Origin of the sequence: Salipiger abyssi (genome assembly GCF_017311415.1) — a bacterium.
Lineage (GTDB): Bacteria > Pseudomonadota > Alphaproteobacteria > Rhodobacterales > Rhodobacteraceae > Salipiger > Salipiger abyssi_A.
Map to the genome: position 1 here is coordinate 1 of NZ_JAEKIS010000037.1, position 17,054 is coordinate 17,054.

General features: G+C 62.3%; 11 protein-coding genes and 2 pseudogenes. 4 read left to right on the plus strand and 9 right to left on the minus strand.

Annotated elements, in window-relative coordinates; genetic code table 11:
• Positions 1–230: 230 nt before the first annotated feature.
• The 7 genes from I6N89_RS24140 to I6N89_RS24170 form a co-directional block, all read right to left on the minus strand.
• Positions 231–395, minus strand: a complete 165-nt coding sequence (locus I6N89_RS24140; RefSeq protein WP_009574204.1) for a hypothetical protein — start codon at positions 393–395, stop codon at positions 231–233.
• A gap of 387 nt (positions 396–782) precedes the next feature.
• Positions 783–1,256 carry a hypothetical protein gene (locus I6N89_RS24145; protein ID WP_207020833.1) on the minus strand — a complete coding sequence of 158 codons (474 nt, stop codon included), beginning with the start codon at positions 1,254–1,256 and terminating at the stop codon, positions 783–785.
• Positions 1,257–1,355: 99 nt separating this feature from the next.
• Positions 1,356–3,524, minus strand: a complete 2,169-nt coding sequence (locus I6N89_RS24150; protein WP_207020834.1) for a ParB/RepB/Spo0J family partition protein — start codon at positions 3,522–3,524, stop codon at positions 1,356–1,358.
• 180 nt (positions 3,525–3,704) lie between these two features.
• Complete coding sequence (gene repC / locus I6N89_RS24155; RefSeq protein WP_207020835.1) at positions 3,705–4,916, minus strand: plasmid replication protein RepC; 1,212 nt, start codon at positions 4,914–4,916, stop codon at positions 3,705–3,707.
• A gap of 213 nt (positions 4,917–5,129) precedes the next feature.
• The gene (repB, locus tag I6N89_RS24160; RefSeq protein WP_207020836.1) at positions 5,130–6,059 is read right to left on the minus strand and encodes a plasmid partitioning protein RepB; all 930 of its coding nucleotides are present in this window, start codon (positions 6,057–6,059) and stop codon (positions 5,130–5,132) included.
• A complete protein-coding gene (gene repA / locus I6N89_RS24165) occupies positions 6,043–7,236 on the minus strand; it encodes a plasmid partitioning protein RepA (protein WP_009827042.1) in 1,194 nt (397 codons plus the stop codon). Before repA ends, repB begins: the two co-directional genes overlap by 17 nt.
• A 134-nt stretch (positions 7,237–7,370) precedes the next feature.
• Positions 7,371–8,252, minus strand: a complete 882-nt coding sequence (locus tag I6N89_RS24170) for a recombinase family protein (protein WP_207020837.1) — start codon at positions 8,250–8,252, stop codon at positions 7,371–7,373.
• A gap of 226 nt (positions 8,253–8,478) precedes the next feature.
• On the opposite strand from I6N89_RS24170, the gene I6N89_RS24175 reads away from it, so the two are divergent.
• Positions 8,479–9,546: a hypothetical protein gene (locus tag I6N89_RS24175; protein ID WP_009574211.1), complete on the plus strand. Its 1,068-nt coding sequence runs from the start codon at positions 8,479–8,481 to the stop codon at positions 9,544–9,546.
• A gap of 211 nt (positions 9,547–9,757) precedes the next feature.
• Here I6N89_RS24175 and I6N89_RS24180 read toward each other — a convergent pair whose 3' ends face one another.
• The gene (locus I6N89_RS24180; protein WP_009574212.1) at positions 9,758–10,585 is read right to left on the minus strand and encodes a universal stress protein; all 828 of its coding nucleotides are present in this window, start codon (positions 10,583–10,585) and stop codon (positions 9,758–9,760) included.
• A gap of 278 nt (positions 10,586–10,863) precedes the next feature.
• Between I6N89_RS24180 and I6N89_RS24185 the strand changes: the two genes are divergently transcribed.
• Both I6N89_RS24185 and I6N89_RS24190 read left to right on the plus strand, forming a co-directional pair.
• Positions 10,864–11,079 carry a helix-turn-helix domain-containing protein gene (locus tag I6N89_RS24185; protein WP_328805928.1) on the plus strand — a complete coding sequence of 72 codons (216 nt, stop codon included), beginning with the start codon at positions 10,864–10,866 and terminating at the stop codon, positions 11,077–11,079.
• 135 nt (positions 11,080–11,214) lie between these two features.
• Entirely contained in the window at positions 11,215–13,938 is a 2,724-nt protein-coding gene (locus tag I6N89_RS24190; RefSeq protein ID WP_054540548.1) for a cation-transporting P-type ATPase, read from the plus strand.
• 373 nt (positions 13,939–14,311) lie between these two features.
• On the opposite strand, the pseudogene I6N89_RS25620 reads toward I6N89_RS24190, so the two are convergent.
• Positions 14,312–14,566, minus strand: a pseudogene (locus I6N89_RS25620) (hypothetical protein); the annotation flags it as partial.
• Here I6N89_RS25620 and I6N89_RS24195 point away from each other — a divergent pair.
• Positions 14,554–16,935 (plus strand): annotated as a pseudogene (locus I6N89_RS24195) (Tn3 family transposase); the annotation flags it as partial. The pseudogenes I6N89_RS25620 and I6N89_RS24195 sit on opposite strands and share 13 nt — an antisense overlap.
• Positions 16,936–17,054: the final 119 nt, after the last annotated feature.

Genomic DNA, 17,054 nt, shown 5'->3' on the forward strand with positions numbered 1-17,054 from the left:
GCGACAACATCAGCGACAAGCTCGAGGAGGAAACCCCACAGTAACATCAACGAAGAACGCAGCGGTCAAAACCGGCCAAGGAGGTTGTCGGTAGCGGCCAAGGAGGTTGACGCTCTACAATTGACCGAGTCGCAACCCAAAGATCCTTGCAACGGCCTCGCCGTTCACTCGGCCGTCGATAGGCCCGGAGGCGCTCCTGCGCCGCGCCCTCGGGAAATGAGGCCGAAGCCTCACCCGAAGGGATCGTATTCCGAGACGATCACGACTTCGTCTCCGTCGATTTCATCTGCGGGGACGGCGCCATAGGTTCCATCACCTGCCTGGAAGACGACGATCGAGACCATGAGCGTGGCGGCGAGAGAGGCGGCGAAGGCGTGAGCATCTTTGCGGGACATCTGATTGGCTCCTGTCTTGGAGGCGGAGGACCATCCCCCGCGCGACAGGTCCCCGCAGGCCCAAAGACTGGCTGACATCACCGGGTGCGTTCGGCTCGTCCGAATCCACCCGGCGGCACGGGTTCGCCCGTAGTCCGACCCCTTGCGGGTTGATCTCGAAGACAGGATTCGGGGCAAGGAAGGGAATGGCGAGCGGGGGATGGTGCGACCGCTGACTGGAGCCGGGTGTCCCACTGATGCTATCGCGGCCAGCCTCCCGGGCAGGCTCTTAGGTAAGATCTCTCTCCTTGATGGATTGGATCCTATGGTGCTCAGCGATTTCGCGGGACAGGGTCGTGATGGGTGAGAGGCCCGCGCTTTGGCGGGCCCCTTGGGTTCTACGTAGGCTCAGGCGGCAAGCTCCGCGCCCCCTGCCCTAGCAGCGCCTTCTTCGCCGACAATCTCCAGCCGCGCATTGCGATAGCCTTCTCTGGCGATCCAGAGCTCGGCAGCCGCGACAGACTCGGCCAGGTGGAGCAGCTCCGTGCAGCCGCCACAATCCAGCAGGACGCGCACCTGTCCGGGCCTCGGTTCCTCTGCTACCTCGAAGGTCAACGCACTGTCAGCCGAATGCGTTCGCATGATGGTGACGAGAATGACCCCGTCCGAGGAGAAGTTCCCCTCGTGCAGCGTAAACGACGCCGGCGCCGTCCAGGTTGGATAGGGCCGCGGCGGCTCCTTTTTGACGAGACGGCCGAGGCCGTTCGAGCGTTCCCAGGCCGCGAGCTTCTTCGTGAACCGCGCAGGAGGTTTCGGACTGTTGTCGGTGTAGCGAATGAGCGCCCCTAGCGGCGCGGTGTCGAGAATGGTCGTTGCAGACATGATTCCTCATTCTGAATGCATAAAATTGCATTCATCACATTGATATTGTTGATTTTTATTTGATTGAGGGCGGGTTTCCCCGCCCTCGGATGGCGCGGATCATTCCGCAGCCATCATCGACGCATCATCACCCGGCAGGTCAGCGGTGAGGAAGGCGGGAAGGTCGACATCCTCGGTCTGACTGGCGTCGGAAACGGGCTCAGGCGCCCCCTGCCCTTCCGCACCGTCGAGTGCTACCAGGTCGTGACGGCGAAGAACCTCTGGCAACCAACCGCTGCCTTTCAGCAGACGCTCGGCTTCGGTCGCCATCTCGCCCTTCTTCAGGTGATCGAGGAGTTGCGCCGTCCCCTCCCCTTTAGCCTCACGCACGGCCTCGAGGATCCGGACCTTTGGCACGCGGTTCAGGTAGGTATCGACCGTCGGCTCCCAACCCGCCTCGACCATGTCGAGATCGACCGCCTGTGCGACCAAGTCGGACTGGGCCATCCGCTTGGTCAAACCGCTGGCGGAGATACCGGCACCATAGGGGTTCACCTTCTCATGGAGCGCGTTGATCCCGAAGCTGAGGCAATGCGCGAGCAGCGACAGCCGGCTCCCTTGATCAAGGGAGGTCAGGTAGTCCCAGAGCGCGGCATCGTCGCCGAGCGGCAAGTCGGCCTCCCATTCCGCGTGGCGATCGTCCACCAGCTTGGCCACCACGCTGTCCTTCAGATCGCTCGCCTGCGCCGACATGTAGACGTGACGCACCGAAGCCTCGAGGCAGCTGCCGGCCGAACTGGACGTCCGGAAGGTGTCGCTGACAAGCTTCAGGAGCAGCAAGGTCAGGGCGACGTCAGGCGAACGCCCGACAGCTTCCCGCAATGCCAGGGTGCGGTGCGCCGTCAACTCCATGACCAACCGCTCGGGCAAGGGCTTCAACGCTCCATCGTCCTCGTCGTCGGGCACGTTGGCACCAAGCGCCTGACCGGCAGAGGTGATCACCGTGCCGTGGCCGATACCATCCACATTGCTCCCCGCTGAAAGCTCAACGCCCTGCCCGTCTGCCGCCTGTTCACCGCTGTGGACGTCGGCATCTTCCCGAGGCTCATCCCCGGGCCGCACGAAGCCCCGATAAACGGCAAGCTCGCCATAGCGGTCAAGCGTCACGAAAGCCCCTGCCCGTGCGATCTCCTCATCGTCGAAGATCAGCGGTCGGGCCTCGAGCTTCTCCATCGCGACTTCCAACTCGCCAAGTCGCGCGTCGATCTCTTCGGGGAATTCATCCTGGCCCTCGTATTGCTCTTCGAGCGCCCGGCACTCGGCAAGCAGCTTGGCATGGGCCGCGCCTTCGTCATCCGTCATCGGCGCCGGGTCTCCGCTTAGCCGCCGCAAACCGTGGCTGTAGCCATAGGGCAGGTCGAGCGAGACCTCGATCCATTTCCAACCTTCGGTCGCAATGGCTTCGGCTTCAGCCTGAAGCTTCTCGCTGACCAAACGATCGAGCAGGGCAGGGTCTTCCAGCCAGCCTCCGTCATCGCCCTGGAAGAGGTCATGCAGCATGGCGCCGCCAGCAGCCTCATAGGCCTCGACGCCAACAAAGACGGCACGACGGTCAGAAGCCCGCACCGAAGTTTCCGTCAGCATGCGTCGGATCTGATAAGGCTCTTTGTTCCAGGACGACTTGATCGCATCCCAGACCTGAACTTGGCGCTCGTGGTCCGGGTTGACCGTGAAGGCCATGAGCTGCTCAAGCGTCATTTCATCCTCGGCGTAGAGCTCGAGCAGGGCAGGGGCCACGGCGGCGAGTTTCAGGCGCTGTTTGACCACCTGCGGAGTGAAGAAGAAGGCGGCTGCTATCTCTTCATCGCCCTGACCCTTCTCCCGCAGCGCCACGAAGGCGCGGAACTGATCGAGCGGATGCAAGGCAGCGCGCTGCATGTTCTCAGCGAGCGAGTCGTCTTCGGCGAGGATCGTGGACTTGGCATCCCGAACAATGCAGGGAATGGGCGTCGTCTTGGCCAAGCGTTTCTGCTTCACCAGGAGTGACATCGCCTGGAAGCGCCGACCGCCAGCGGGGATTTCGAATTTACCGGTCTCGGACCCATCATCCGCCAGAACGGGTCGAACGCTCAGGCTCTGCAGCAACCCGCGGCGGGCGATGTCTTCGGCCAGTTCCTCGACCGAGATACCGGCCTTGATGCGCCGGACGTTTGACTGGCTCAGCACGAGCTTGTCGAAGGGAATGTCCCGGGACGGGGACAGGGTGACTTTCTGGGCAGATTTCGCCATCAGATCTTCTCCACGACGGGCGCCGGAAGCCACTCTTCCGATCTCACTTCCCGTCACCCCTCCAACCAACAAACCTTTCCCTCTCCTGTTCTGACACTCCCGAGGTAGGACCTTAACAGCTGTTAAGTCGTCAATCCCGAGGTGGCGGAACAGTACGCAGTCTCTCAACCTTAACAGCTGTTAAGCTGCAGTTCGTCGTCCAATCAATGCCATGACCATCGGCCCACAGGAAAACTCACCGGCCACAGCTTTGGCAGTCAGAGCTCGCAAGTATCCACCAGGCGATCTGATGTCCTCAAAGCGTTCCAGCATGGCAGAAACGACGATCGACGCTTGCTCCGGACCCATGAACCGCTGCGCTTCTTCCCATGCAGATGCACTGATCCCCATGGCTGGTCGCACATGGCATGCCGCATCGAAAAGCTGGTGCCAATGCCGGATTTCGCCTTGGTAGAAGGTCTTGAGCGAGGGACATGCCGCGATCACCAGGTGCAGCGGGATCTTTGGCAGGTGTCTTGTGTCCTGTTCATCGACGTCAGCCACGGGCTCATCCCTGTCCACATCTGGCACGCCGGTCGCCGCCCCGCTTTTTTCTAAAGCAGGTTCAAGATCTATAGATTCTTTATTTGAATTATGATGGTGACGCTCAGATCGAGCATCATTGGTGTTCATTTCTTCTGTTTCAGAGCCATCAATGATGTTGCGTGCCTGATCGAGGAGAGCTTCAAGACCGGCTCGATAGGCCGCGAGGTCCTCAATTGAAAGCTTGCGGCGAAGCGCGCGCGCTGTGAGGATCGCCTTGTCACGAAGCTGGTCCCAGATGCCTAGGCCTGGCTGCATCTCGTCTCCGAACTCCGCGAGGGCCGCGAGATCACGCCGCATGAGGCTTACAACCTCTCTCAGACGCCTGACGCGCTCCTCAGCCTCACGTACGGCCTCTGCGGCCCGCGCTATCTCCTCGGACTGGCAGTAGAGCGGGGAAAGATCGAAGCCAAAGGCGACGCGCTCTTCGCCGTGCTTGCGGACATAGCGCTTTCCATTGGGGCTATCACGCCGCTGGAGCAAACCAGCCTCGACAAGACGCGCGAGGTGACGACGCATAGTGGAGCAGGGCATACCATTCAGGCGCTCACAGATCGCCTTGTTCGAGGGGAAGACTACCATCTCGGCGTTCCCGCCAAGTGCATCGTCTGGAAAGAAGCTGAGGAGCCCCTGCAAAACAGTTAGATCACGTTCTGACACGCCAAAGGCCGCTTGCGCCTTGGAGAGCTCGCGCAGGAGTTCCCACTTGTTGACGGGTCTGCCCGGAACAGATGCCTCGGGTCGCTCGATCACGCGCAGATGGGCGTGCGAGATCGGCCGCATAAACGGCGAAATCGGTGTGTACTCCATGAAAACGTTCACGAAGGCAAAATTTCTACGGCCCGCGAATCGCTTTGCGCTTGCGGGGTAGGGGCCAGAACGCTACATTCAGAGGTGCGAAAACTGAGATTTTGTAGCGGGCTGATCCCGGTGCGAAACCTTACAAAGGTCTCGTGAAGCTAGCTTCTCGGGGCCTTTTTCTTTTTGCCTGTATCGTGCCTCCTTCTTGTTGGTTGCTCTTCCTCAGTCTCCTGAACGCTTCCAGCGCTCATGAAGCTCGGTAATCAGCTTTGGGGCATTGCCCTCCAACCAGCTGATAAAATCAGGTTCATCCGTAGTCAGATCGAGTTTAAGCTGCTTGCCTTGGCGGCCGGTCTTAACCGTCGCAGCTCCGACACCGGGGATCGCCAAAGCAGGCACGCCCTTTCTAGACGGGTTTGCTTTCTTCTCTGGGCTCTTCGCAGCTGCCAGAACTGCGAGAAACGCACGCTCAGAAACCTCATCGACCGAGCCGGAACTTTCGGACTTGGCTGCATGAGCTACCGCTTGCAGTTGGTCTCGATCACCGTCGTAGGTACCCAAGGCCTTTTTGAGCTCTTCCCATCTCGGGCGACCAATCCCGGGAGCCGCACCAATTGCCTGGATGAGTTCCTCGCCGACCGTCCGAACGACACTCAAGAGTTGTGAAACCCCGGCTTCGTGGAGGTTAAGGACTTCGGCGACACCTCGATTGGTGCGCTCAGCCCCTTCCAAATGGTCACCGTCCAGAAGCGCCGTCGCAACAAGCGCCCGTTCAATAAAGCTCAGATCACGACGCTCTTGGTTCTCGAGAAGCTGATCTCGAAGCGCTTGATCACCATCAACTTCCGTGACGATGGCTCGAACTTTGATACCGAGTTCGCGACATGCTTCCAGGCGTCTGCGGCCATAGATCAGGTTGTAGCGATCGCCTTCCAGTGGGCGGACCAAGACAGGCACACGCTGACCGTTCTTGGAGATTGAATTCTTCAGGCCCTCAACTTCAATCTGAAGCCTGTCATCCAATCGTCCTTCGGTAATAATCTGCGCCGGATCGATCTCAAATACACCGCCACGCAGTCGGCGCCCTTCAAGAGCGTCAGGAGCGTTGCGAAGGGTCTGCAGCGGCAGGCCAAGTTTAGGCTTTCTTGCCATTCCGCCCCCATGTGTTCTGGATGATTTCAGCGATCTCATCGTTCACTGCGTTCATGGATTCGATCGCACGATCAAACGTCTGACGCGTGAAGTCCTTCTTGTCAGCTTCGTAGAGCGTTTGCTTGGTCAAGCCGGCATCAGAAATTGCGGTCGATTCAACCATGTGATTGGTCAGGACCGACCTCCCGAACAGTCCGCGAATGAAAGCGATGACTTCGGTTTGTGGCGCGTCGCCGACTTTGTATCGCGTTGGCAAAAAGCGCAGCCAATCGAAGCGCAGATTTGCGCCTGCATCCCTGATCACTCCCAGGAGATCCGCGGTCATTCGCAGGAATTGGGACATCGACATGAGGTCAAGCATCTGCGGGTGAACCGTCACGAGGACACCCGAGGACGCGGAAAGTGCTGACATCGTCAAGAAACCAAGCTGCGGCGGGCAGTCGATCACAACAACGTCGTAGTTCGCTTCAACACTATCGAGTGCGTCATGAACTCTCGCGAAGAACGCTTTCGCTCCGCCTCGCTGGATAGCAGCAGGCGTCTCGTGCTCGAACTCCATGAGTTCAAGGTTGCCCGGGATAAGATCAAGGCCGCGGATGTAGGTCTTGCGGATCACTTCGGCGATCGGAACCGGATCGTCATAGCGAACGGCATCATAGAGGGTTCCGCCCTCCATAAGGTCGAGTTCTGGCTGGATTCCGTGAAGAGCCGAAAGAGATGCTTGGGGGTCGAGATCGATCGCAAGAACCCTGTACCCCTTGAGCGCCAAGCGCTGAGCGAGGTGAGCAGACGTCGTCGTTTTGCCGGACCCGCCCTTGAAGTTCACCACTGAAATAACTTGAAGCTCGTCACCGTCGCGACGCCCAGGCACGTAAGTTCCAGACTTTTTTGCGTTTCCTTCAAGCGTCTGCCGGATTTCCCAGATATCGTCGAGAGTATAGCGACGATGACTTCCAGCCGTCGTCTCGACGTCAACGATCTTTCCTTCTCGATGAAGCTTCCGAAGATAGGTATGGTCGACGCCAAGGAGCTCGGCAGCTTCGCCGCTGGTCAAAGTGCGCATCACCTTCTTTGCATCCGGAGGGAAGTGTGCGGCGCGCTGAGCATGCAGGTTCGACGCGAGAAGTTCCGCGTAGTGCCCGATGGCGATGTCTAGATCCTGTTCTGCTTCGCTCATGTCTGCCCCGATCCGTGGGCGCGTTTTTTATGTGACCGCGCGTTATTTTTCGAGACTATTGCCCGACCAACCAGATTCGTGCAAGCACTTTCTAGATTTAGTGGCAATCGGTTAGGCCAACACAAGTGTGATCCTCAGAGGAGCCCCAGCTTTTCAGCACGCTCCAGCAGCATTCTGACCGAGGAAGGCTGCCAGCTGGTGCGACCGCGAGGGGTGCGCTCACGCATGGATTCCAGTCGGTCGCAGATTGCCTGCAAGGTGATCTCGGGGTCAGCACCTTTGATTGCGGCGACAATCGCAGGCAGGCGATCGTCGGTTTCGCGACGTCCAGCGCGTCCAAGCACTTCAGCGGGCAGGAATCCGTCCGCCACGTATGCCTTCACGGCGCGGAGCAGGCGGCTTTGCGTCCAGCGCCGATCATGGGGCAGGGGGCCATTGATGATCCGCAGGACGTCTTCCCAAGCCATATCGGGGCGCAAACGGCGCACATGGGGCACCCAATCCTGCGCAGTTTCGTTCAAGCGCTCCATGTAGCCGTCCTGTCGCGCCAGCCGCACCTTGCGCAGCGCTTCAGGGTCCTTGGCGCGAAGACCTGGGTTGCCGCCGACGCGGCCCTTTGAGCGTGCCGAGGCAAGTCCGGCTTTGGTACGCTCGCGGATCAGAGCGCGTTCGAACTCAGCCGCAGCGCCCAGAACCTGCAACGTGAACTTGCCCTGGGGCGAGGCAGTGTCGATCGGGTCCTGGAGCGAGCGGAAGAACGCCCCCTTGCCCTCCAGTCTTTCGATCACCTCAAGTAGGTGCGACAAAGACCGCGCAAGCCGGTCGATCCGCACGACGACCAGCGTGTCGCCCTTGCCAATCCGCTCCAGCACACGTGCAAGCACGGGCCGCGCCCGATTTCCGCCTGAGGCGTGCTCTTCAAAGATCTCTACGCAACCCGCAGATTGAAGGGCCTCGGACTGGGGCAGGGGGGTCTGATCCTCTGTGGATACGCGCGCATAGCCTATCAGGGGCATGGAAAAGAGCCGTTTGCAATTTAAGACATCGCCAATAAACGACCGTTTTTAAACGAATGCAAGTAGGTGCTCTCTCGTTTTGCTCGTCCCGAAACCCTTTGTTTCCCTGTACTGAGCGCGATCTGAGAGGTTCCACCGGCAGTCGCCCGCGCACACTATATAAAGAGCGAAGGCAACCGCCACAAAATCGCTTGGGTAATGTGCAAAAGAAGAGTATTTTGCACATATGAAACCCCAAGGAGCCGCTTTGACAGATGATTTCGATGACCCCCTCATCACCATCGAGGAGGATGAAGAGGCTCACGAAGAGGATCTCTGGTTTCTGCCGGGACCATTCGAAGAAGAACCAGATGATTTGCCTCCCGGGCCGCGTGCAGAACCGCCGGACACTGCCGTCATCGAAGACTGGGCGAAGGCAGAAGGCGTTCACGCTGCGCGACTGGCAAGAGTGGCTGGACGCCTGGGTGCTCTGGATGACAGGCTGCTGCGTGGCCCGGAAGGCTGGCGGCATCGCCTCGCTCTTATCGAGGCAGCGGACCTTAGCTGGTTCGCAGGGGATCGGGTGAGTTCTGATCGTCTGGCGCTTTGGATATCGATGCGGCTGTCAGGTGCACAGGATGACCCAAATGCGCTGGCAAGAGTTGGATGGGCTGTTCGGCGCCTGACAGGCGGTCCCGGACCGAAGGCTGACTTGGCCGCCTTCCTGGATCGCCGCGATCCCGAGAACATTGAAGGCAGCGCTGAGCGTTTCGAGGATCGCGCGGGTGGATGGCTGGACGTTATGACAGCCGCAACCGATCTCCACCCGATCACCAGGGCTTGCATGGGTTTTCACCTCTGGAGTCTGGCAGGCCTCGGACAGTACGGCGACCAGATCGAAGCCGCCGTCACCGCGTCCAGGATCGCGGCCAGCGATGGAAGCGGCGCCGTCTTCGCACCGCTCGCCATGGGCGGGGCAGGGGGGCTGCGTGCCTCGGGTTTGCCAACCGAACGCTTGGCACGCTGGTTAGATGGGATGAACAGCGCAATTCTAACGGCGATGTGTCATCTAGACGATACCGAGAAATGGAGTGCTCGGGCGGAAGGCGCCATGTCTCAGCTTTCGGGGCGAACTCCGGCGGCTCTTCGTTCGGCGTTGACAGAGTGGCCTTTGGTGTCAGCCCCGATGGCAGGGGCCTTAACAGGCGCAAGCCGCGCGGCGCTTCAAAGGAACCTCGCCTGGATGGAAAAGAGAGGCCTGATCCGGGAAGTGACGCAACAAGGACGCTTCAGGATGTGGCGGATCGCCATCTAGAGGCCTTGACGAACCATTCGCCAGCGCGGTTCTGCGGGAAAGCCGCCATTAGTTCTGAATGCGGTGAGCGACGGCAGAGAGCCCAGAGCGCCGGAGGCTGTGTGGAGTGCCAATTTCCGCTTCCACTGAACCGGCCAAAAAAGCGTCAAGACCAAAGCCAGTTCATCACCGATGCGACGGCGGGGCATCTCCCGGCGAACCTGGCGTCGCCTCAGGTGTCAGCCCCGCGCGCGATCAGAAGATCTGTGGGCGGGGTGCGTAGGAGTTCGGCCGTGAACGAGCCGAGACCGGTGAAGGACAGGCTTCGGGTATTGGCCCCGACCGCGATCAGGTCCGGTGCAAAGCTTCGGATTTCTTGGTGGCATCCAGATCCTACCCCACCATGCACCAGATCGACCTTGGGCAGGGACGTGGCAAACCCTTCAGTCCAAGCCGCTGCCTGAGCCGCGGTTTCTCGCCGCACTTCACGTGCGAAGTCCGACGATGGCCCGCCGGTCAGGCCCTCGAACGATGCCATCCATAGATGGAAGAGCCGGAACGCCGCCTGGGGGGCAATGTGGAGGGCAGTCTTGACCGCGTGTCGGCACGCGGATGAGAACGCGACCGGCGCCAGCACACGATTATAGCTGCCATGGACCGGGTCGGTGACGAGCAGCACTGGAGTGAGAGACCGGGCGACCAAGCTCTCCACAGTCGTCGGCCTGAGCCCATCGAGAAAGCCCCTGTCACGGTGCCGGCCGGCGACGACGAGGTCGAACTCGGCGGAATTCACCAAATCAACCAAGCGCGTGATCGGATCGCCGGTCTCGACCAGGACCTCGTAGGAGACCTCCCCGGCCAGGCTCTGTGCGGACGCCTCCAGATGGATGCGATATTTCTCGGCAAGATCCGTCGTCAGGCTTTCCGGAACGCTGTCATCGACGATCGACACGACGCGCACGCGCGCGCCCAACTCGCCGGCAAGGAGGAAGCCGCGTTGTAGGGCGCGATCCGATCGCGCCGAAAGATCCGAGGCAATCAGGATGGACTTGATCTGCATGAATTGTGCTCCTTTCGGTCCGGCGAAGTGTGGTGTCTCGCACCGAAGTGCTGCCTGTCCGTGTCGGCACGGCGTGGGCAGAGGGGCATCTGCGGTCCTGGGACCACGTGGCGCCGTCGCCCCGGCTTCGTCCTGGGCCCCTCGATGACGGCGTCATTAAAACACGACCAAACCGTGCGATATTTGACCTAGATCAAACTCAACGGCCCAAAAGTGGGTATTCTGCATCTATCGAGACCAAACAGGCATATCCGATGCCACGTGAGCTGTATCAGACCGTGAAAGAAATCGGCGACCGCCTGGAGGTCAGCGAGGCGACGGTGCGCGGTTGGATCAAGGACGGGGCCTTGCGCGCGATCGACATCGGAAAAGGTTGGCGAATCGCCGACCGGGATCTCGAAGATTTCCTGACGCGCCGCGAGACCCGCGCGCGCGATGAGGCGTTCGAAGACGGCGCCGCCGCCGCGGACAGCACGCCAGACCACGGCGGCTGATTATGAGCGGACAGACGCGCGCTTCGCGGTGGCGCGTCCGTTCGGCTGCCCCCATCACGCGCGTCGGGATCGGACGCGCGCCAAGGATCCAAGCCGCGATTTGGCACGCTCGGCGCCGGAAAGGAATAGGAGCAAATGACCCACCCAGACATGGCCGCCCGGTATCACGCCCAACATGCCGGCGACGCGCTCGACACGCTCGACACGACCCACGCCGGCCTCTCGACCGAGGAGGCCGCTCGCCGCCTGTCGGAGTACGGCGCCAACCGCCTGCCCGAACCGCCGAAACCCAGTCCGGTGCTGCGGTTCCTCGCCCATTTCCACAACGTCCTGATCTACGTGCTGCTTGGCGCGGCGGTGGTCACAGCGGCGCTCCAGCATTGGATCGACACGGGGGTGATCCTCGCGGTGGTCATCGTCAACGCGGTGATCGGCTACATCCAGGAGGGCCGCGCCGAACAGGCGATGGCGGCGATCCGGGGCATGCTCGCGCCGCACTCCGCCGTGCTGCGCGACGGCAAACGCGTCAGCGTCGACGCAGCCGACCTCGTGCCGGGCGACATCGTGCTCGTAGAGGCGGGCGACCGGGTGCCGGCCGACCTGCGACTGATCGAGGCGCGCGGGCTAAAGGCCGAGGAGGCAATCCTCACCGGCGAATCTGTCCCCGTCGACAAGGGCACCCGGCCGGTCGACGCAGACGCCGATCTCGGCGACCGGACGCCGATGCTGTTCTCCGGCACGCTGGTCGCCGCCGGCACCGGGCGTGGCGTGGTCACCGCCACGGGGGGACACACGCAGATCGGGCGGATCAGCGGGATGCTGGCGGAGGTCGAAACGCTGACGACGCCGCTCGTGGCGCAGATGGACCGGTTTGCCCGCTGGCTGACAGTGTTCATCCTGATGCTGGCCGCCGTGCTGCTCGCTTACGGGTATTTCGTGGGCCACATGGCGTTCTCCGAGCTGTTCATGGCCGTGGTCGGCCTTTCGGTGGCGGCAATCCCGGAAGGTCTGCCGGCGGTGCTCACCATCACCCTCGCAGTCGGTGTGCAGGCGATGGCGCGACGCAACGCCATCGTCCGCCGGCTGCCGGCGATCGAGACCCTGGGCTCGGTCTCGGTGATCTGCTCCGACAAGACCGGCACGCTTACCCGAAACGAGATGACGGTGGCCTCGCTCGCCGCCGCCGAGCACATATATTCCGTGAGCGGCAACGGCTACGCGCCCGAGGGCGCGGTGCGTTGGCGCGAGGCCGACGCCCATCCGGAAGACCACGCGGTGCTGATGGAATTCGCCCGCACGGCAGCGCTGTGCAACGATTCCGTCCTGCGTGTCCGCGGCGAAGACTGGCATGTCGAGGGCGACCCGATGGAGGGGGCGCTGCTGGCGCTCGCGGGTAAGATCACCGGCGACGGAGCTGAGCCATTCCAGAGCTGGTGCCGCGACGACGCGATCCCCTTCGACGCCGCGCATCGCTACATGGCCGTATTGCACCACAGCGAAGAGGGGGCCGCGCGGATCCACGTCAAGGGTGCGCCCGAGGCGGTGCTTGCGCTCTGCCGCGACCAGCGCGCTGCCGGTGGCGGCACCGAGCCGCTCGATCCCGGCTATTGGCACGAGATGGTCGACACCCTTGCGGCCGAAGGCCAGCGGGTGATTGCGGTGGCGGTGCGGATGGTGCCGGGCGGACATGCCGCGCTGAGCACCACCGACCTCGACGGCACGCTCACGCTCATTGGCTTGATCGGCCTGATCGACCCGCCGCGCGCCGAGGCGATTGCGGCGGTGGCCGAATGCCGCGCCGCCGGCATCCGGGTGAAGATGATCACCGGCGACCATGCCGCGACGGCCCGCGCCATCGCCGGGATGATCGGGCTCGAAAACCACGAACGGGTCCTGACCGGCGCGGATGTCGAAGCGATGGACGATGCCGCGCTTACCGATGCCGTGGTCGAGACCGACATCTTCGCCCGCACCTCGCCCGCCCACAAGCTGCGCCTCGTCACCGCGCTTCAGTCCCATGGGCTGACCATCGCGATGACCGGCGACGGGGTGAACGACGCCCCGGCGCTGAAACGGGCCGATGCCGGCATCGCCATGGGGCTGAAGGGCTCGGAGGCGGCGAAGGAGGCGGCCGAGTTCGTGCTGGCCGACGACAATTTCGCCTCGATTGCCGCCGCCGTGCGCGAGGGCCGCACCGTCTACGACAACATCAAGAAGGTGATCAGTTGGACCCTGCCCACCAATGCCGGCGAGGCGATGACCATCATTGTCGCCCTGTTCGCGGGCATGGCGCTTCCGATCACCGCCGTGCAGATCCTCTGGGTCAACCTCATCACCGCGGTGACGCTCGGGATCGCGCTGGCCTTCGAGCCCTCGGAATCCGGCACCATGCGCCGCCCGCCGCGTCCGCGTGACGAGCCGCTTCTGACCGGCGAGCTGGTCTGGCACATCGTGCTGGTCTCGACCCTGTTCCTGACCGCGGTCTTCGGGATGTATTTCTACGCGATCGACAAGGGTTACGACCAGGCGCTGGCGCAGACCCTGGCGATGAACATGCTGGTGGTGCTGGAGATCTTCCATCTGTTCTTCATCCGCAACATCCACGGCACTTCGCTCACCTGGGCTGCGGTGCGCGGCACGCGGATCGTCTGGGCCTGCGTGGTCGCCGTTACCGCCGCGCAATTCGCCATCACCTACGTGCCACCGTTGCAGAGGGTGTTCGGCACGCAGGCCGTGACCCTTGCCGACGGCCTGCTGATCGTCGGCGTCGGCGCTGTGTTCTTCGCCCTGATCGAGACCGAAAAGCAGATGCGGTTGGCGTTTCGGGGGCCGCTGGCGGAACGCGGGAACCAGCGGTGAAACCGGGGCGTCTTGGTGTGGGATGCCGGCCCTTGTGCAAGTCGCGTGTCCCGTCCGCGTTCCAATGTCCCGGGGACACAAAGGAGTCCATTTGTGAAGCTCAGTGGTCTGTCGGTCCGGCTAGGCTGCCCTTTCCCAAATCTCCGATGGCGGGCGGAGCGTGCCCAGGGTTTGTGTCTCCGGCGAAACCCACCGTTCTCGTCAAGCTGCCCAAAGCCGACTTTCGCGTCGATGTGTCCAACGACAGCATAGTCCGCATTGCGTTGGTTCATGTGCCGCGAGGCGAAGGTCTGCTTCGTCAATGCTCGCAGGCACTGTAGGCTGGGAAGATGATGTCGTGGCGGCTGAAATTTCCACGCATGTGACGCAAAGTTCACCGCGAAATCTCCCCTGCCAACACCGCTCTTCCGTGCACCGCCAAAGTTGCTGAAAACCTCTGGCACCCAAACTTGCGGATCACATCGAGCACCCGCGCTTCGTAGGCAGCGTGTCCGATCAAGCGACACAAGTCGGACGCGTGGAACTGGCGGTTCGCAGTTGGTGCGGCTTGCATCTGTCTCAGCAATTCGCGCTCTTTGGGGTCCGTTATTGGTCTCGCGGGCGGCTTGACCGCGGGACGATCTGGAGATCATCCATGCCCGCCGCCGTCCGCACAATCGCTTCGGCTTTGCCCTGCAACTCTGCGCGCTGCGGTATCCCGGGCGGCTGCTGGTGCCGGGCGAGGTCATTCCACTGGCAGTCACGCGCTTTCTGGCAGCGCAGCTTGGGATAAGGCCTGATGACCTGGCCGGATATGCCGCGCGCGAGGAGACCCGGCATGAGCACCTGGCCACCTTGCGCGAAATCTATGGTTACAAGATGTTCGCGGGCCGTGGGGCGCGCGATCTGAAAATCTGGCTTGAAGGTGCGGCCGAAACCGCCCGGTCGAACGAGGATCTGGCACGGCGCTTCGTCGAGCAATGCCGGGCGGCCCAGACCGTCCTGCCCGGAATCACGGTCATCGAGCGGCTTTGCGCGGATGCGCTCGTCGCGGCTGAACGGCGGGTCGACGCCCGGATCGCCAGTCGGCTGGACGATGACATGCGAACGCAGCTCGATGCCCTTCTGACCGAAGATGCGGGCGGCTCGGTTACGCGGTTCGTCTGGCTGCGTCAGTTCGAGATCGGGCGGAACTCGGCTGATATGAACCGCCTGCTGGACCGCCTGGAATACTTGCAGGCTTTGGAATTGGACCGGGGCACTCTGGCGAATGTACCGCCGCACCGGGTTGCCCGCCTTCGCCGGCAGGGCGAGCGATACTTCGCGGGCGATCTGCGGGATATCTCGGGTGACCGCCGTCTCGCCATTCTTGCGGTCTGTGCTCTGGAATGGCGCAGCGCCATTGCCGACGCCGTGGTCGAGACCCACGATCGGATCGTCGGCAAGACCTGGCGCGAGGCGAAATCGCGATGTGACGCCCGGATGGACGATGCCAAATCGGCGCTGAAGGACACCCTGCAATCCTTCGCCACCCTCGGTTCCGCCCTCCTGGAAGCGCATGAGGACCGGGCCTCCCTCGAAGAGGCCGTCGGCAATGCCGGAGATTGGCTATCGCTCAAGGGGCTTGTCGCCACGGCGACCCAGCTCACAGACACCCTGGCCGCCGATCCGCTGGCGCATGTCGGTCACGGTTATCATCGGTTCCGGCGCTACGCGCCGCGCATGTTGCGGGCGCTCGACATTTGCGCCGCGCCCGTGGCGGAACCGCTGCTGGCGGCGAGCGCGATCATCGCGGGCACGGAGACGGCGACGGTCCTGCCACTGACATTCCTTCGTCGAGGCTCGAAATGGTTGCGGCATCTGAACGCGGATGCTGACGAGGCAAGCAGACTCTGGGAGGTCGCGGTCCTGTTCCATCTGCGCGAAGCCTTCCGTTCTGGCGATATCTGGCTCGGGCATTCGCGCAGATTTGGCGATCTGAAGGAAGCGCTGGTCCCGGTCGAGGTCGCACGCGACACGCCAAGGCTGGCCATGCCCTTCGAACCTGAGGCCTGGCTGGCGGATCGTAAGCTGCGCATGTCCGATGCCATATGCCGACTGGCGCGCGCGGCAAAGGCCGGGGCGATCCCCGGCGGCTCCATCGAGGACGGCACCTTGAAAATCGACCGGCTGACCGCGGCGGTTCCCGAGGAAGCCGACGCCCTGGTGCTCGATCTCTATGGCCGCCTGCCGGAAGTCAGGGTCACGGATCTTCTGCTGGAGGTGGACGATGAGATCGGGTTTACCGAGGCCTTCACGCACTTGCGCACCGGCGCGCCCTGCAAGGACAGGATCGGCCTGTTGAATGTGCTGCTTGCCGAGGGATTGAATCTCGGCCTCAGCAAGATGGCCGGGGCCACGAACACGCACGACTTTTTCCAGCTTTCCCGCCTGTCACGCTGGCATGTCGAGAGCGAGGCGATGGCGCGCGCCCTGGCCATGGTGATCGAAGGACAGTCGGCGTTGCCGATGGCACGCTTCTGGGGCGCCGGGCAGACCGCGTCGAGCGACGGCCAGTTCTTCTCGACGACACGTCAGGGCGAGGCGATGAACCTGATCAACGCCAAGTACGGCCATGAACCCGGGCTGAAAGCCTACACCCACGTCTCCGACCAGTTCGGACCCTTCGCCACACAGACCATTCCGGCTACCGTGAACGAAGCGCCCTACATCCTTGACGGCCTGCTGATGACCCGCGCCGGCCAGAAGATCCGCGAGCAGTATGCCGATACCGGCGGCTTCACGGACCACGTCTTCGCTGTCACCGCCCTGCTCGGATTCCAGTTCATCCCCCGCATCCGCGACCTGCCATCCAAGCGCCTCTACCTCTTCGATCCGGCCGCTTGCCCGAAAGAGCTGAAGGGGCTGATCGGCGGCAAGATCAGAGACCGTCTCATCGCCGCGAACTGGCCGGATATCCTGCGCAGCTTGGCAACCATGGCGTCAGGGGCCATGCCGCCGAGCCAACTCCTGCGGAAGTGTCGCGTAGCCCTTAATTGTGAGATGGGAAATCCAACGAAATCAACGGCTGATCTTTGCCCTTAAATATGAGATTTTGCCTTTAATTCTGATATTTTTGCCCTTAAGCCTGAGACAGG

Excerpts from the sequence above, each read along its gene's own strand:
- I6N89_RS24140 (WP_009574204.1), bottom strand. The coding sequence starts at position 395 with ATGTCCCGCAAAGATGCTCACGCCTTCGCCGCCTCTCTCGCCGCCACG.
- I6N89_RS24145 (WP_207020833.1), bottom strand. The coding sequence starts at position 1,256 with ATGTCTGCAACGACCATTCTCGACACCGCGCCGCTAGGGGCGCTCATT.
- I6N89_RS24150 (WP_207020834.1), bottom strand. The coding sequence starts at position 3,524 with ATGGCGAAATCTGCCCAGAAAGTCACCCTGTCCCCGTCCCGGGACATT.
- repC (WP_207020835.1), bottom strand. The coding sequence starts at position 4,916 with ATGGAGTACACACCGATTTCGCCGTTTATGCGGCCGATCTCGCACGCC.
- repB (WP_207020836.1), bottom strand. The coding sequence starts at position 6,059 with ATGGCAAGAAAGCCTAAACTTGGCCTGCCGCTGCAGACCCTTCGCAAC.
- repA (WP_009827042.1), bottom strand. The coding sequence starts at position 7,236 with ATGAGCGAAGCAGAACAGGATCTAGACATCGCCATCGGGCACTACGCG.
- I6N89_RS24170 (WP_207020837.1), bottom strand. The coding sequence starts at position 8,252 with ATGCCCCTGATAGGCTATGCGCGCGTATCCACAGAGGATCAGACCCCC.
- I6N89_RS24175 (WP_009574211.1), top strand. The coding sequence starts at position 8,479 with ATGAAACCCCAAGGAGCCGCTTTGACAGATGATTTCGATGACCCCCTC.
- I6N89_RS24180 (WP_009574212.1), bottom strand. The coding sequence starts at position 10,585 with ATGCAGATCAAGTCCATCCTGATTGCCTCGGATCTTTCGGCGCGATCG.
- I6N89_RS24190 (WP_054540548.1), top strand. The coding sequence starts at position 11,215 with ATGACCCACCCAGACATGGCCGCCCGGTATCACGCCCAACATGCCGGC.